Origin of the sequence: Chamaesiphon minutus PCC 6605, assembly GCF_000317145.1 — a bacterium.
In the GTDB taxonomy this organism is placed as follows: Bacteria; Cyanobacteriota; Cyanobacteriia; order Cyanobacteriales; family Chamaesiphonaceae; genus Chamaesiphon; species Chamaesiphon minutus.
The window spans coordinates 4,401,711-4,418,255 of the sequence record NC_019697.1 but is presented as its reverse complement, the minus strand read 5'-3'; the positions used below and the strand labels follow the sequence as shown (position 1 = coordinate 4,418,255).

Annotated in this window: 11 protein-coding genes, 1 tRNA gene and 1 pseudogene; 9 read left to right on the top strand and 4 right to left on the bottom strand. The window is 44.0% G+C overall.

All coding sequences use genetic code 11. The features are described from left to right. Positions 1 to 7 precede the first annotated feature (7 nt). Positions 8 to 2,989: a leucine-rich repeat domain-containing protein gene (locus CHA6605_RS20255; protein ID WP_015161253.1), complete on the top strand. Its 2,982-nt coding sequence runs from the start codon at positions 8 to 10 to the stop codon at positions 2,987 to 2,989. Here the strand turns inward: CHA6605_RS20255 and CHA6605_RS20250 are convergent. Beyond that, positions 2,948 to 4,321: an IS4 family transposase gene (locus CHA6605_RS20250; RefSeq protein WP_015160772.1), complete on the bottom strand. Its 1,374-nt coding sequence runs from the start codon at positions 4,319 to 4,321 to the stop codon at positions 2,948 to 2,950. The genes CHA6605_RS20255 and CHA6605_RS20250 overlap by 42 nt on opposite strands. 23 nt (positions 4,322 to 4,344) lie before the next feature. Between CHA6605_RS20250 and CHA6605_RS20245 the strand changes: the two genes are divergently transcribed. From CHA6605_RS20245 to CHA6605_RS35170, 5 genes are all read left to right on the top strand, one after another. Continuing rightward, positions 4,345 to 5,454, top strand: a complete 1,110-nt coding sequence (locus CHA6605_RS20245) for a hypothetical protein (RefSeq protein WP_157260047.1) — start codon at positions 4,345 to 4,347, stop codon at positions 5,452 to 5,454. Between the two features lie 472 nt (positions 5,455 to 5,926). Then, positions 5,927 to 7,375 (top strand): type I restriction-modification system subunit M, encoded by a 1,449-nt coding sequence (locus CHA6605_RS20240; protein ID WP_015161251.1) that lies wholly within the window; start codon positions 5,927 to 5,929, stop codon positions 7,373 to 7,375. Next, positions 7,375 to 9,069 (top strand): restriction endonuclease subunit S, encoded by a 1,695-nt coding sequence (locus CHA6605_RS20235; protein ID WP_015161250.1) that lies wholly within the window; start codon positions 7,375 to 7,377, stop codon positions 9,067 to 9,069. The genes CHA6605_RS20240 and CHA6605_RS20235 overlap by 1 nt, the downstream gene beginning before the upstream one ends. Positions 9,070 to 9,153: 84 nt before the next feature. Next, a complete protein-coding gene (gene vapB / locus CHA6605_RS35175; protein ID WP_015161249.1) occupies positions 9,154 to 9,369 on the top strand; it encodes a type II toxin-antitoxin system VapB family antitoxin in 216 nt (71 codons plus the stop codon). Continuing rightward, entirely contained in the window at positions 9,370 to 9,753 is a 384-nt protein-coding gene (locus CHA6605_RS35170) for a type II toxin-antitoxin system VapC family toxin (protein ID WP_015161248.1), read from the top strand. A gap of 134 nt (positions 9,754 to 9,887) precedes the next feature. On the opposite strand, the gene CHA6605_RS20220 is transcribed toward CHA6605_RS35170, so the two are convergent. After that, a complete protein-coding gene (locus CHA6605_RS20220) occupies positions 9,888 to 10,364 on the bottom strand; it encodes a hypothetical protein (protein WP_157260046.1) in 477 nt (158 codons plus the stop codon). 143 nt (positions 10,365 to 10,507) lie between these two features. On the opposite strand from CHA6605_RS20220, the pseudogene CHA6605_RS33095 reads away from it, so the two are divergent. Beyond that, positions 10,508 to 10,678 (top strand): annotated as a pseudogene (locus tag CHA6605_RS33095) (helix-turn-helix domain-containing protein); the annotation flags it as partial. 636 nt (positions 10,679 to 11,314) lie between these two features. On the opposite strand, the gene CHA6605_RS20215 reads toward CHA6605_RS33095, so the two are convergent. Then, positions 11,315 to 11,638, bottom strand: a complete 324-nt coding sequence (locus tag CHA6605_RS20215) for a hypothetical protein (protein WP_198288379.1) — start codon at positions 11,636 to 11,638, stop codon at positions 11,315 to 11,317. A gap of 262 nt (positions 11,639 to 11,900) precedes the next feature. Between CHA6605_RS20215 and cas12k the strand changes: the two genes are divergently transcribed. Beyond that, positions 11,901 to 14,081 (top strand): type V CRISPR-associated protein Cas12k, encoded by a 2,181-nt coding sequence (gene cas12k / locus CHA6605_RS31865; RefSeq protein ID WP_015161245.1) that lies wholly within the window; start codon positions 11,901 to 11,903, stop codon positions 14,079 to 14,081. A 1,019-nt stretch (positions 14,082 to 15,100) separates the two neighbouring features. Here the strand turns inward: cas12k and CHA6605_RS20205 are convergent. After that, positions 15,101 to 15,173 (bottom strand) — tRNA-Phe (locus CHA6605_RS20205). A 313-nt stretch (positions 15,174 to 15,486) separates the two neighbouring features. On the opposite strand from CHA6605_RS20205, the gene CHA6605_RS20200 reads away from it, so the two are divergent. After that, positions 15,487 to 16,443 carry a lysophospholipid acyltransferase family protein gene (locus CHA6605_RS20200; RefSeq protein WP_015161244.1) on the top strand — a complete coding sequence of 319 codons (957 nt, stop codon included), beginning with the start codon at positions 15,487 to 15,489 and terminating at the stop codon, positions 16,441 to 16,443. Positions 16,444 to 16,545 lie beyond the last annotated feature (102 nt).

Genomic DNA, 16,545 nt, shown 5'->3' with positions numbered 1-16,545 from the left:
AAGTACGATGGAAGCCCAAGAGTTTTTAGAACTGATAGATCGAGCCGCCGAGGAGCAATGGAAAGAACTCGATCTCGCGGGGATGAATCTGACAGAGCTACCACCAGAAATTGGCAAGCTAACTCACCTTGAGAAGTTGATTTTGGGGAAGTGGGATGACAAGACTGGTAAAGCAATTGGTAATCTCTTGACAGAGATCCCACCCGTCATCTTAAGTCTCCCCAAACTAACCAGTCTCGATGTTTGGGAAAATAAGATCAAAAGTCTTCCAGATTGGCTAGCACAGATAACTAATTTAACTAAACTGTACCTTTACGGAAACAAAATAGAGAGTCTGCCAAACTGGTTTAGTGAGATGACCAGATTAACCGAGCTAGGCTTAGGCAATAGTGGTTTAGCTGAAATACCTGAACTAGTGTTTAGTTTAACCAACTTAACTTATCTAGGATTTAGTGAAAATAATTTACAAGTTCTACCAGAATCGATCTCCAACCTTAAAAATCTCAAAAAACTTAGCTTAGGTGGAAATTCGCTATCTCAACTACCAGAATCGATCGCCTTGCTAACGGAGCTAGAAGAACTTTATATTTGGGAAAATAAATTAACAGAGATTCCCCAAGCGATCGGCAAATTAACCAGTCTGACTTCCCTTAACCTCGGAGAGAATCAAATCGCCGAATTGCCCCAGATGATCGGCAAATTAACCAGTCTGACTTCCCTTAAGCTCTGGAGCAATCAAATCGCCATTATCCCCGAAGCGATCGGCAATTTAACCAGTCTGACTGCTCTTGGACTCAGTAGCAATCAAATCGCCATTATCCCCGAAGCGATCGGCAACTTAACCAGTCTGACTTCCCTTGACCTCAGTTTCAATCAAATCGCCGAATTGCCCCAGACGATCGGCAACTTAACCAGTCTGACTTCCCTTAGCCTCCGCAACAATCAAATCGCCGAATTGCCCCAGACGATCGGCAATTTAACCAGTCTGACTAACCTTTTCCTCGGAAGGAATAAAATCGCCGAATTGCCCCAGACGATCGGCAATTTAACCAGTCTGACTTCCCTTTACCTCAGCAACAATCAAATCGCCGAATTGCCCCAGACAATCGGCAACTTAACCAGTCTGACTTCCCTTGACCTCAGTTTCAATCAAATCGCCGAATTGCCCCAGACGATCGGCAACTTAACCAGTCTGACTTCCCTTAACCTTTATAATAATCAAATCGCCGAATTGCCCCAGACGATCGGCAATTTAACCAGTCTGACTAACCTTTTCCTCAGCAACAATCAAATCGCCGAATTGCCCCAGACGATCGGCAACTTAACCAGTCTGACTTCCCTTAACCTCTGGAGCAATCAAATCGCGGAATTGCCCCAGACGATCGGCAACTTAACCAGTCTGACTTCCCTTGACCTCAGTTTCAATCAAATCGCCGAATTGCCTCAGATGATCGGCAATTTAACCAGTCTGACTAACCTTAACCTCAGTTTCAATCAAATCGCCGAATTGCTCCAGACGATCGGCAATTTAACCAGTCTGAGTGACCTTGACCTCAGCAACAATCAAATCGCGGAATTACCCCAGACGATCGGCAATTTAACCAGTCTGACTGACCTAAAACTTTATAATAATCAAATTGCCGTAATTCCTGAGTGGTTTCGCTCGCTCAACAATCTCGAAAAATTAGACTTACGTGGAAATCCCGTGCCGATTCCACCAGAGATCCTCGGCACAAATAAAAAATTTTATGAAGATCCTGGAGATCTCCAAGCCATTCTCAGCTTCTATTTCCAAACCCAAGGTCCCAAGGCTACGGAACCACTCTACGAAGCGAAATTTATCATCGTCGGTGAAGGTGACGCGGGTAAAACTACCCTTGCCAAAAAGCTCCAAGATCCAGATTACGCGCTCACATCGGATGAAGAATCTACTCAAGGTATCGATGTGATTCGGTGGGACTTTATTCAACCTGATGGTAAACCCTTCCGCGTGAATATTTGGGACTTTGGTGGTCAAGATATCTATCATGCTACCCACCAATTTTTCCTCACTGCCCGTTCTCTCTACACTCTCGTCGTCGATAATCGCCGCGAAAATCCCAACTTTTACTATTGGTTGAATGTCGTCCGACTCTATAGCAATGATAGCCCGATCTTCATCGTCAAAAATGAAAAAGGCGACCGAAACTGCGAACTCAACGAACGACAACTCCGCAGCGAATTTCTCCAACTCAAAGAATCCCTACCTACCAACTTCTCTAGCAATCGCGGACTCAGGGAGATTCAGCACTTCATCCAAACCCACATCGCCAACCTCCCCCACATCCAGCTTCCCATCCCCAAAACCTGGGTCAAAATTCGCAACGTCCTCGAAAACTACGCCCAACATCAAAACTATATCAGCATCGAGGAATACCACACCCTCGGCAAATGCAATGGAGTCAAAGATGAAAAGGAACGGCTAAATATCAGTCATTACCTCCATGACTTGGGCATTTGTCTCCACTTCCAAAAAGATTCTACCCTCAAACATCGGGTCATTCTTAAGCCCTCCTGGGCAACCAACGCCGTCTACAAAGTCACTGACACCCCCGCCGTCATCCAAAACAAAGGTCGCTTTACCACCACAGATCTCGAAACCATTTGGGGCGATTCTGAATATGCCAAGATGCAGGATGAATTGCTCAAATTGATGCAAAACTTCAAGATCTGTTACCCCCTCGGCAAAGACACCTACATCGCCCCCATTCTGCTTCCCAGCGACGAACCAGCCTACACCTGGAACGAAACCGACAATCTGACACTGCGATACGAATACGAATTCATGCCCAAAGGGATCGTCACCCGCTTCATCATCGAAATGCACGACAAAATCGAATGTCTACCCGCTCCAGACAACAGCCAACTAGTCTGGAAAAATGGTGTCATCCTCACCATTAGTGACAAGTTAAGAAGCGATCGCACTTGTCAAGCAGGCTTGAGGCGATGAGTCGAAGAAAAAATTGTCTGTTCGACTCATAGAATCAGGAAAAGGTGCAATAATTAACTTAACATTAGGTTTACGAACAGTTTTAACAATACCTAAATCTTGATTCTCTGGGGCAGCAAAATAGGTGACTGGATTGGCAGCTAAACCTTTATGATGAGCTACATGAAAGTGATAAAGACCTCGATAAATCATCTCTAAAGAAATGCGGTCGAATGGGAGAGATAATTCATCAGCTACAGCATCACCTAAATCGACTAGAACTGCATAAAACAGCCAAGTCCCCCACATCTGTAATTTAATTCCATTAACTGAACCAGTCCATAAATAACTCAACCCGAGCAATCGTTTAACAGTATTAAAAGCCTCTTCAATTCGCCACCGTCTTCCGTACAAATCGGCGACTACATAGGGAGGAAGATTCAATGGGTCGAGTACACTAGTTAGATAAGAATACCAGACTTTACCCACTTTAATTTCGACTAATCTTACAGTTATATATGGAGTCTTTTTGGTGCCAGACCCCATCCGCACTATTCGGTCACGGATACTATAACTATTGCTAAATACTCGCTCTATCTGTAGCGATGCACCTTTTTTTAATCGAGTAATAAAATGAATATCTCTGTTAATTAATTCTTGCCAAAATTGGAAATGATAGAAGCCTCGATCCAAGAGCAATAAAGTGCCCGATGTTACTAAATTCAGGATATCTTTCTCAAAATTAACATCTGAAGCTTTGGGATTTTCTCTAAACCAGATTTCAATCGGCAATCTCGTCACCAAATCTATGACTACTCCCATTTTTCCCGCTAGTTGTCCGATTGGCACATCAGATAAGCTATCTAATTTCTTGAATATCGCTTCCAATGTGGAGCCATCACATGCCCAAATCCGCTCAAATTTTGCTTGAGCAAATTCAATGCTTTGTGGCAACAATCGCTGTTTTCTCTGGTGCCACTTCACTCTAAATTCTGGCAGTAATTCCTTAAACACTCTCTCAAATAACTCAGATGGAAAGGTCAGAAATCTTTGTGCAATCGCCTGTTGACTTACTTGTGTTGGCTCACACCACAAAAATCCTTCTCGCCCTAACATTCGGCTTAGTTCTCTGACTCCTGGCACATTCCGCCACAGTAGCGTCAGCACTGCTGCCATCATCAAGGGTAAATTTAACAGCCGATTTCTCAGCCCTAATTGTCGGTAGTAATGACTTTGATTGAAAATTGCTGGTGTCAATAAAGCCTCTACTTGAGCGGCGATGATCTCATCTTCCACACCTGGTTGGTGGTTCTTTTTGGCGTGGTCGCGGTTACTTCTTCGGCGGCTGGTCATCAGGCCTCTATTCCCTCAAACTCTTGACTAGAAACAGTTTGGCATCTTTTTATTACCCTTTTGACAAATCTCTGATTTTCTTAACTTGTCACGAATGCATCCTCACCAACGGCTCCGCCCGCGTTGAAGTCATCGAAGACTACGATAAAAAGCACATCCGTATCCGCGCCATCGGCTTCAATAAAAAAAGCTTCCTCGCCATCGTTCGCCACGAATTCCAAAAAATCCACAACTCTTACGAACGCTTAGAATACAAAGAACTGATTCCTTGCAATTGTTTTCAGTGTACAACAGCTCAAGAACCTCTAGAACCTCATCGCTATGTACTCAAGGATCTAGAAAACCGCTTGGAAAAGGGAAAATTGACGATCGAATGTTATCGCAGTTTTGAACAGGTTAAAATTCGAGAACTAATCGACGAAACGATCGAACCCATTCAGCCATCAGTTCCACCTCCACCACGACTATCGATGAATCTTCGCCAATTAGTAGAGAAAGCTCTCACCGACGATGAGTTACTAAATTTATGCAATGACTTTAAAGTCGCTGTCACCCAAGGACAAACTAAAGACCAACGAATTCGCACTCTAGTTGAATATATAGAACGTCAAGGAAAACAAAGTGAATTATTAACCGAGATCGAACAGCTAAATCCGAATGTCTACAAAGAATATTTAGCCGGAAATCCCGCAGCTAGACGATCTCCAGTACCTCCAACACCTGGATCGATCGTCCAAAATCACACCACTTATCACATTCACAAGGTAGAAAATATGTCTGGAAACACCATTAATCAAAACTCCCACGGTAGCGGCGATAATATTGCCGGAGATAAAGTACTGGGCGATAAAATCAACACCCAAATTAATAACTCCCAAAATCTCGCCGAAGCAGCCAAAGAGATTCAATCCTTATTAGATATACTCTCGGACGAGTATAATCCAAATACTGCCACCGGACAAGAGAAAATCGGTAAAGCAGCGATCGAATCGATCGAACAAAATCCCACCCTCAAAGATCGAATTACTAAAGCGATTTCAGAAGGTGGCTATGCCGCTCTAGAAGCAGCAATCGATCGACCGATCGTTAAAGTTTGCATGGCAACCTTCAAAGGCTTTGCAGAAGGCAAATAGGGGCAATTGCGATCGTTTACTGCTATTGTGAAGTGCGGAATGTAGGCCACAATAGTCCTCAGAGGGTGTTTGAAAAGTATCCAGCGACACTCCCCCACCCAATAGGGGGTCTGGGGGTCAGACTCCCCAGATCCGGGTTCTCTCACCACCAGAAATGCCAACGGACTAAAGGTATAAACCCAAACGCCAACGATTCAGGAGTTGTGTATACACGGTAGCTCTTGGGAGGGGTGCCCGTCAGGGCGGGATGGGTAGATCTACGCCGAAGTCTTACCAATTCCGAATGTTTTAAATCGATCAAGTGTAATGGTGGGGGATGATTAGTGGGTAGCGGGGATTTACCCACCCCCTCCTTCGGGTACCCCTCCGAGGAGGGGATTTTCATGCGACATCGGTCGGATGGGATGGGTTGGATTGGATCGATCGCACACAAAGTCGATTAGAATGGTTGCTCTTGGAATAACGTTGACTTATGGCGATCGGAACTCTCATTAAAACCATTCAGGATATCATGCGGAAGGATGTGGGTGTCGATGGTGACGCTCAACGCATTAGTCAGATTGTGTGGTTGCTGTTTCTGAAGATCTTTGATGATAAGGAGCAGGAATGGGAATTCACGGTGCCTGGATATAAATCGCCGTTGTCGAGTCGATTTCGGTGGTCGAATTGGGCGAAGGATGCGGAAGGAATTACGGGTGAGGAGTTAATTGATTTTGTCAATAATAATCTGTTTCCGGTGCTGAAAACTTTGGCGACGGCGGCGGGGGTGTCGCCCCAGGGAAAGGTTGTAGGTGCAGTATTTGAGGATGCTTACAACTATATGAAATCGGGGACGCTGTTGCGTCAGGTGATTAACTGCATCGAACAGGATGTCGATTTTAATTCTTCGACGGATCGCCATTTATTTAATGATATTTACGAGAAAATTCTCGCGGATCTGCAATCGGCGGGGAATGCGGGGGAATATTATACGCCCCGTGCGGTGACGCAGTTTATGGTAGATATTATCGACCCCAAATTGGGGGAAAAATTACTCGATCCGGCTTGTGGTACGGGGGGCTTTTTGACAAATACGATCGAACATCTCAAACCGTTTTTAAAAACCGCTGAGGATCGAGTTACGCTCCAATCAACGCTGAATGGGGTGGAGAAAAAACCGCTCCCCCACATGCTGGCGATGACTAATGTGATGTTGCATGGGATCGATGTGCCGAGCAATATTCTTCACGATAATACCCTGAGCCGTCCGCTCCGCGATTATGGCCCGAAGGATCGGGTGGATATCATTATCACCAATCCGCCGTTTGGGGGGATGGAGGAAGATGGGATCGAAAGCAATTTCCCCAAGAAGTACCAAACCCGCGAAACTGCCGATTTGTTTATGGCGTTGATTATGCACCTACTCAAGCCGGATACGGGACGCGCTGCGGTGGTGTTGCCCGATGGGTTCCTGTTTGGCGAGGGTACGAAAACCAATCTCAAACGCGAGTTGCTGGAAGATTTCAATCTTCATACGATCGTCCGGTTGCCCAAGGGCGTTTTCAGCCCCTACACGAGCATTAATACCAATATTCTGTTCTTTGATAAGGGCGGCTCGACTGCGGATGTCTGGTTTTTCGAGCATCCTTATCCCCCAGGTTATAAGTCTTATTCTCGCTCCAAACCGCTGACAATTCAGGAATTCGATCGCGAGAAAAGTTGGTGGCAAAATCGTCAGCCGAGCGAATATGCCTGGAAGGTGTCAGCGGAGGAAATCGCGGCGCGTAACTATAATCTCGATTGCAAAAATCCCCACGAAGTCGCCATAAATCATCGCGATCCTGATGAGTTGATGCAGGAATATCTGGAGATCGATCGCCAAATGAAAGACGCTCAAGACTCGCTAAAGCAGGAATTAATGCAGGCATTGGGGGCTAACTAATGAGTCTTTTGGAACAACATTTTGATGTGGCTTTTGCTGCGCCTGATGGGATTAAGAAGTTACGGGAATTGATTTTAACTCTAGCGATGCAGGGGAAGTTAGTACCGCAAGATCCGAATGATGAGCCAGCTAGTGAGCTATTGAGATCGATCGAGTTAGAGAAACAACGGCTGGTAAAGGAAGGAAAGATCAAAAAATCCAAACCGTTGCCAAAAATTCAATCCGAAGAAGTGCCTTACGATCTACCCAATGGGTGGGAATGGACGCGATTAAATGATGCACTCGATGTTCGTGATGGAACTCATGACACGCCTAAGTATGTTGATGTTGGATACCCACTCATTACGAGTAAAAACCTATATACAGGTATGCTTAGTTTTGAAGATGTGAAATTTATTTCTGAAGAAGATCATATAAAGATAAGTGAACGATCCAAAGTCAATATTGGAGATATTCTTTTTGCTATGATTGGAAGCATCGGAAACCCCGTCATAGTGAACTGTAATGAAGAGTTTTCGATTAAGAATGTGGCACTACTCAAATTTTACATAGCTGACAAACCTGATAACAGATACTTGCACTATTTTCTGGCACAGGCACAAGAAAATATGAAGGCGCAATCTTCAGGTGCAGTACAGAGTTTTGTTTCTCTAGGTTTTCTGCGGAATTATTTATTACCCCTTCCACCTCTCGCCGAACAACGCCGGATTGTTGCCAAAATCGACCAACTAATGGCGCGTTGTGATGAATTAGAGAAATTGCGGATCGATCGATCCCAACGGCTGCTCACCGTCCATACAGCGGCACTCGATCGACTGTTGACAGCCAAGGATAGCAGCGAATTTAGCACCGCTTGGAGTTTCATTACCCAACAGTTCGGCGAACTCTATTCTGTCAAAGAAAACGTCGTCGAGCTACGCAAAACCATCCTCCAACTCGCCGTTATGGGCAAGTTGGTACCGCAAGATCCGAATGATGAACCCGCGAGTGAATTGTTGAGATCGATCGAGCTTGAAAAGCAACGGTTGGTGAAGGAAGGGAAAATTAAACAATCTAAGCCTTTGCCAGAAATCGATCGAGAAGAAATTCCTTATGAATTGCCCAATGGATGGGAATTAGTTCGTTTTGGTGAATTGGCTACTGAAATAGCAACTGGCCCATTCGGACTAACAATTCATAAAAGTGATTATGTTGAAAATGGGATACCTCTAATTAATCCAATACACATGATTAATGGGGAAATTGTTCACGATCCAACCGTGACAGTAACTAATGAAAAAGCCAGTCAAATGGAATCTTACAGACTATTTGATGGGGATATTGTAATGGCTAGACGTGGTGAGATGGGTCGTTGTGCAATAGTAACTAATCACTCAAATCGATGGCTTTGTGGAACAGGTAGTTTCGTTTTAAGATTCATCCCTAATATAAATCGCTCGTATATAATTATCCTGTTCAAATCACAAGGAGTTAAAGATTATCTGGGAGGAAATTCTGTTGGTACAACAATGACAAATCTCAATCATGGAATTTTAAATAAGATGCCAATTATGTTGCCTTCAATAGCAGAACAACGGCGAATAGTGGAAAAGATCGATCGATTGATGGGGATGTGCGATCGATTGGAGGAGTCGATCAAAGCTGGCAAAGGCAAACAGACAGACCTATTGAACGCATTGATGTCGCAGGTATAATAGGAGAATGCGATCGATATATGGGTTCAGGCGATCGTCGATCTCGATTGCTGCCGATTCTTGCTCATCCAAGGTACATTCAAAATGCTATCTCCAACCTTAATTGCCAGCCTCGAAAAGCTACCCGAAAAACTTCAACAGGAAGTACTCCATTATGCCGAATTTCTAGCAGCAAACTATGCTCAAACCAATCCACCGATACCAACGCAAAAACGTCGTCAAGCAGGAACCATGCAAGGTATGTTTGAGATGTCCGATGACTTTGATGCGCCACTAGAGGATCTCCAGGAGTACATGTAATTGTTTTTATTAGACACTCATACCCTGATTTGGTTTCTAGACAACGATTCCCGACTACCACCCAGTACGAAAGAACAAATCGAATCGGCTGAATCTGTATTTGTGAGTATTGTATCGCTCTGGGAGATAGCGATTAAGATTAATATTGGCAAGCTAACATTAAAAACTGACTTTCAGGCGATCGAACAGAATTTAGTTACCCAAGACATCTCAATTCTACCGATCGACATAACGGCGATTAAAGTATATCTAGATCTTCCACTTCATCACAGAGATCCATTCGACAGAATCATCATTGCCCAATCGATCGATCTCGATCTAACGATCGTTAGCGGCGATCTTCAATTCGATGCTTATCCCGTGACTAGATTATGGAATATTTAGTACCTGCGATCGGGTAGCGTAGGGAGTATTTGACTTTATGCCGCTACAATCTCAACCCTAACCGTCACCCCTGCATGAGTCAGCATTGTAATTAATGGAATCGAGATCGGTTGAGTCGATCGAAATGCCCAACTTTAAAGTGATACAGTTTCTTGAACTGAGTAAAGAGCCGAATTACCCAGCTTATCTAAGGTGGCATCCGCATCAAAATTATTGAATCGCCTGAGCGTGTTCAGCACTGGCTTATAGTAATAACGGAAAACGCGCTCAAGTTCACAGGCAGCCTCTCGATCGCGGATACCAAAGAGAACGATCTCAAAATCTAAAGCTTCTCCCAGTGCAGCCGAGTAGGACTGTCTATTCTGCGTAAGTTTCTTTGGTAGTGTATTAAACCAAGCCCGTTCACGTTGGTCGAAATGAGCCGGAATCCGCTCGATGAAACTGCGTGATGTGCATTTACCAACATACTGTAATTGTCGGAGATTACCGCCAAAGATAAAATACAACCCATTGGGGTAATCCGACATCGAGCATAATTCCCCGATCGTTATCTCAGAGAGAGCCTTCGTCGGTGTTGCCTCGATTACTTGCTTGAAGGAGGCTGGAGTCAATTGAGAATAGTCTTCTTGAAATACTCATCAGCCTGAAGGCGTGAGGATTCTTGACAGCTCATCGCAATTTGCTACCGAAGTAGTCTTACTATCGCTCCCCGTCCATTTTAGGTCGTGCCAATTTCCTGTGCCGACCATTTCTATATGCCTACTTGATTCAGCAGCGAGTCGAGCGAGCGAAGCAATTACTCAAGCAGAAAGAATGCACGATGCTCGATATTGCCAATGACTGTGGTTTTGCCAATCTCAGTCACTTTGCCAAGCATTTCCGACGACTCACAGGGGTTTCACCGAAACAGTTTCGCATGATTTAGCAAGAACGTATTCAAATCGCAAGAATGTGTTCGACTTAAATCGGCAGAAGTGATTAAATCTACTTGCTTACATATTTGGTTTCATTTAATCTACTTTTTAAATGGATTTTTGGTGAGATGCGATCGCCAATTAATTAACTGTAAGGTTTTTTAAAGTAGAGGATGTAAACAGCACTTGGCAAGTTACTCCCTTTCCGGCATAAGACTATAGAGATTCAGTCGCTCAAAAGCTTACTCAGTAACGATCTATCACTAATAATCTTATCGCAGGAAGGGAGTAGTCTCTTTTCGCTTATGTCACTATCTGTCATCTTTATGATTCACTTTTGATTGAGAATAATCTCACGCTCGAATGGCCTACACTAGATTGAAGAGCTGAAGTGTTCATACTGTCGCGTACTTCAAGACAAAAGTTTTGGACATTTAGCTGGAGATAACAATTCCTTGATAGAGCTAGATTGAGAATTTTCCGGTTATTGATACACGCTCTCTCCCTTTTATCAACCTTTAGTTTTTTACTGTAGCGGACGGAACCTATCTTTATCGATCGAGTAATGAGGTCAGGATTCCCCACTAACCACAGTAAACATCACCTATTCACAGCGACAAAAAATACTTGCCATTTGGCAACCTTTTTTATCGCTTCAGATGTTTTTTAATATACATCTCACGGAGCGTTTGCAGGTATTCTGGCTCAGTCTCGATCGTCGTCCAGATATGGTGAGCGAGCGCAAGCTTCTGCTTGTGCTTCTGAGAAGGGAATCTACGATGCTCTCCCTGCGAGAACCAGTGGTTCACCGTTGTCAGCGAACAGTCACAGATGTAAGCCAGTTCCTCCCTTGCTACATCCCAGTGTTTTAGAAACTCGTTGAGTTCCATGCTGTCATCTTCTATTGGCTGGAGATAAGCTGTTAACGCATTCCAGTGTCTATGAGCCGGGGTGTGTGGAGCAATAGCCATTGTCATTCTATTTGTCACTGTGACAAGTTAATATCATTATAAGCTGGCAATTTCCACTGCGACTATTAGCTGCCAGCATCGAGTAATGTTGGCATTTTAAATAAAAACTGAAAAAACTTGACTTTGAATGGTAAATATGCACTATATAATCTAGGATACTATTCACGATCGCTGAGTTTAGAAGAATAAACAAATCTTCTAAGAATAAGTAACTCTTGAGAATCGTTTTATAAATACATGTAGTAATCATGGGGTAAGCATTATGAGCTTGATTACATTTCCTTTTCGTCTGGATGCATTGGGAAAAACGCCTAAGGACAGGGAGCAAGTGAGACGCTACTTCTGGGAACTGATGACTCAGCAGCATACTCCACTGATTAATCGGTTAAATCTGCTGGTAGCTGAGCATCCCAAATTTGCTAATTGGCAAATTAAGAACACTGTAGATGCTGACGATCTTCTGTGTCTGTGGCGGTCGTTGAAAAAGCAACCTCAATTTCAAGGCATACCCGATCGCGCTTGTGTTTCGGCACGGTTAGTTACTCATAACACGTATGAATCCTGGTTGGCTCTACAGGCAGATCGCCAAGAGAAGTTAACTAAACTTCTTAATTCCGTGGAAATTCTGAAACCGGATGTTGAATTGATAGCGATCGGTAGCTGCAATCTGGATGTAATACGCAATCGGGCAAAAGAAGTTTTAAGCGAAGTGAATACCCAAATTTCTAATGATAGTGAGAAGAAAAAAAGTCAGAAAGCGATTGAGGGAGGCATCTATAAAATCCTCTACGACAAACACCGCAAAACAGATGATTTGGTAGAAAAATGTGCGATTGCATATCTAATTAAAAATAGATTTAAAATTAATAGTGATGAAACTGAAGAGGATGTTAAAAAACTGAACGCTCGCCGTCATACCAAGCAAAAAGAAATTGAAATTATTCAAAAACAATTGCATAGTAGACTACCTAAGGGACGTCCGTGGGCGGGCAGAGACATTTTTGGTGAAATTGCGTCGATTGATGTCAGAGAGACTGAGTGGAATTCAATAGAATCGGCATTACTCAAGCAGCAAACATTCATGCCACATCCGATTCTGTTTGAAAGTAGTGATGATTTAATTTGGGCCGAACCTGAAAAATTTCAGCTTAAAGATTTACAGGTAGAAGCAGGTAAATCTGGATCTACCGAGCTTGATGAATTTCAAAACGAGAATTTTCAGGGCGAACAAGCGAACTCCGTTGAGTCTCGAAAGCGAGTTTGCGTCGGTTTTAAGAGTTTTGAAGAGAAATATGCCTTTGAAGTTGCTGGCGATTACCGTCATATTCATGCTGTATGGCAGGCTTTAAAAGAGCGTAAGATTTACGATAAAAATATAGACGAAAACACATCTGCTTTGTTTTTGGTGCGATCGGCAACGTTGATTTGGCGGGATTATAAGAAAAACGAAAATAGAATTGTACGTCGCCGAAAAGCTAATAACAAACGTTCCAAGCGCGAAGGGGGGACTGCTGGCACTAAACCTGATAGTTTGCGCGCTCCGGCGTTTTATGACCCAGAATTTCCGTGGAATCGGTATCAATTATTCTTACACTGCACAATAGAAACCCTGTATGTAAGTAAAGAGGGCACTGAACTCAAACTCGAAATGCAGAAGAAACCTATCACTAAAGCACTTCAAACCTTAGAAAAGAATATTACTGAATCAGAAGAGAAGGGTGAATCAACAAAAAATCGTAAGGATCGTCACAGCCGTCAATCTGGAACTCTAAGACGGATGGAGTGTTATGACGATAACTACGAGCGGCCAAGCAAATCTCTCTACACTGGACAACCTCATATTGTTACTGGTATTGCTCTTGGCGCGAGTGGATTGGTAACGGCAACAATTGTAGATACTTCTTCCGGAAAAATTCTGGAATGCCGTGGGCGCAAGGCACTTCTGGGGAAGCAGGATAGGCTTGTTAATAGACGACAGTTCCAGCGTCAACTAAATATGCGCCGTCGGACTCAGAATCAGCGGCGGGGGGCGAATAACCAGTTTGGGGAAGCCAATTTAGGCGATACAATCGATCGACATATTGCAAATGCTGTAGTTGATTTTGCCAAGACGTATCAATCGGGATGTATTGTTTTACCTGACATGGAGGATTATAGACGGCGTAAACAAAGTGAGATGGCAGCACTCGCAGAGCGCGAATGTTCTGGGTGGAAGGGTGTTGAGAAGAAGTTCGCAAAAGCCCAGAATGTGAAGATCCACTCGTGGAGTTACGGGCGCTCGATCGAATACATTACTAATCAAGCCGAAAAGGAGGGGATGTTAGTGAAGATTGGGCGGCAACCGATTCACGGCAGCTCCCAGGAACAAGCAAAACAGATGGCGATTGAGGTCTACCAGGATAAAACCAAATTTAAACAATCTCTTTCTAATCAATCTGCTTAGGGTTGAAGTTTTTGTGATGTTGTAGTAGGCTAGAGCTAGCGCACGAACCGGACTAGCGTCACTATGATGCGAGTTTGCTTGGAAATGGGACAGTTTCATTGCTTTCCGTCCCTAACGCTGCCCGCTTACTCACGCTACCGCAAGGTGGGAACAATTTGGCGCTGTGAGTTCGCGATTCTCTACTATTTAAGGCAAATGTTTGTTTGTCTGGTAGTACAGCAAGATTGTGTATCAGACCAAATTTGGCGAAGATGCATGGCAGTCTGAATCGCCGATGAAACCATCGGACTTCCCCTATATTTTTGGCAAACCGAAGCGGGGCTAAAAATCCCAGTACCTTTGCCAAAAGGCTAGAGCCTTTGTCAGTTCAACGCTCTAGTAGCATAATTAAATCTTCAATTAAGCTAATTGATTTTCTCTAAGTGTCTGCATAATACCCTTGGCAAAACTACTGGTGAAAGTCAACTTGATAATAGGTTTTAGCCCACAGGGTTGCAATCGCCTTTGTGGATATGGGTAAGTTGAAAGATGATCGAGCCTTTTTGCACTACCAAAATGCTTTTGTCGCAATCGCCTTTGTGGATACGGGTAAGTTGAAATTATTAAAGCTTCATAACAGCTAAATATGCCTGTTACAGAAGCATCAAAACGGTATTTTGCTTTGCGTCGTGAGGAAAAAATACGATGCACAAACTATGCCTGCGCTTCCTTTAGCGATCGCTCCACAGCACTTAAACAATCCTCTGCTCCTTTCACTTCCCCTATTTACATAGTGTAAAGGACAAGCAAATTTTTTCGCTTGCAAAATGGCAAGACTTGGCCTATAGATATTAAAATTATGAGAAATTTAGCGACTGTTAGAGCTTTCTAATTGACAATTATTTCTTCGCTCCTGAACGAATTGACATTTAATCCTTCGCTATTGTGACATAGAATTATTCGACTTGGACATAGAATCTTTCGCTGTGATATTTAATCCTTCGCTACGGACACTTATTCCTTCGCTCTACAGCAAAGAATGCCAGGACGGAGATTTGAACTCCGGACACGAGGATTTTCAATCCTCTGCTCTACCAACTGAGCTATCCCGGCGCGCTGCTGTGTGAAAAATTCGCAACTTGACTAATATAGCAAGTTTTAAATGATTATGCAAGTACTTAGATAAAATTAGTGCCAGAAGCCAAAAGGCTTTAGGCTTTGCGGATGAAATCACGCGGAGGTCTGTCTTGTCTCGCTTCCATGGTCGGGAGACAAAGGCGGGAGCGAGCCGCTCCTCCGCATGTGTTTCACCAAGCAAGGTTTTAGGCTTTAAGGGAAAGGGCAAAAGGAAAAATCCGATATACCCCTCCAGGCTCCGACTTCGTTCAACGCAAACCCATCTACCAATATATGTCAGTGCTAGCCTTTGTTTGGTACGATCGATGAGGATAATTTAGCCGCGATCGACAAATTGCGACCTAAAACCATACTCACCCTCAATCTGCGACCATTGTTAAACAATTCTCAACAGCCGAGCCATCTACCGCCCCCAAAACCACATAAATACGATGGATGGTCGTTAGACGATCGCGATCCCCGTGTGATTTGCGAAATATTTATGCCCATGTGGCAGTGGATGCACGATCGCTACTTTCGAGTCACGAGCACTGGTTGGGAAAATGTGCCCCAGGAGGGACGGATGTTAGTGGTTGGCTCTCACAATGGAGGTTTAGCAGCCCCTGACATGTTCATGTTGATGTATGAGTGGTTTTGTCGTTATGGCACCGAACGCCCCGCCTACGGCTTGGCACACCCAAGCGTATGGAAATATTTTGGCCCGATCTCAAATTTAGCAGCAAGAGCTGGCGCGATCGTCGCGCACCCGAAGATGGCGATGGCGGCCTTACAAAAAGAGGCACCCGTACTGGTTTATCCTGGTGGTGCCGAGGACATATTTCGACCTCATAGTCAAAGACATCAAATTCAGCTAGCGGGACGCAAGGGATTCATTAAAGTTGCCCTGCGCGAACGCGCGCCAATCGTCCCAGTGGTATCGATCGGCGCGCATGATAGTCTGATCGTATTGGCAGATCTGTATCCGATTTTTGAACGTCTTCACGAGTGGGGATTGCCATGGTTATTTGGGATCGATCCGGTAGTATTGCCGATCTATTTAGGACTGCCATGGGGAGTAGCTTTTGGCCCTTTGCCTAATATACCGCTACCGACACAGGTACATATTCACATTTGTAAACCCATAGAATTCGATCGTTACGGTCGTGGTGCTGCTAGCGATCGAGACTATGTAGATGCTTGTTATACTCTCATCGAGCAACAAATGCAAGCAGAGTTAGATCGAGTAATTGCCGATCGGAGATCTTAAACCAAATTTCTCGGCTCGTCGATCGATCCAGAGATTAACTTACAGCTAGAAATAGAAACAAACTTTCCCCTCTATCCTTGAGGGGAGGGTTGTACTAATTCG

Excerpts from the sequence above, each read along its gene's own strand:
- cas12k (WP_015161245.1), top strand. The coding sequence starts at position 11,901 with ATGAGCTTGATTACATTTCCTTTTCGTCTGGATGCATTGGGAAAAACG.
- vapB (WP_015161249.1), top strand. The coding sequence starts at position 9,154 with ATGCTATCTCCAACCTTAATTGCCAGCCTCGAAAAGCTACCCGAAAAA.
- CHA6605_RS20235 (WP_015161250.1), top strand. The coding sequence starts at position 7,375 with ATGAGTCTTTTGGAACAACATTTTGATGTGGCTTTTGCTGCGCCTGAT.
- CHA6605_RS20250 (WP_015160772.1), bottom strand. The coding sequence starts at position 4,321 with ATGACCAGCCGCCGAAGAAGTAACCGCGACCACGCCAAAAAGAACCAC.
- CHA6605_RS20255 (WP_015161253.1), top strand. The coding sequence starts at position 8 with ATGGAAGCCCAAGAGTTTTTAGAACTGATAGATCGAGCCGCCGAGGAG.
- CHA6605_RS20215 (WP_198288379.1), bottom strand. The coding sequence starts at position 11,638 with ATGGCTATTGCTCCACACACCCCGGCTCATAGACACTGGAATGCGTTA.
- CHA6605_RS20240 (WP_015161251.1), top strand. The coding sequence starts at position 5,927 with ATGGCGATCGGAACTCTCATTAAAACCATTCAGGATATCATGCGGAAG.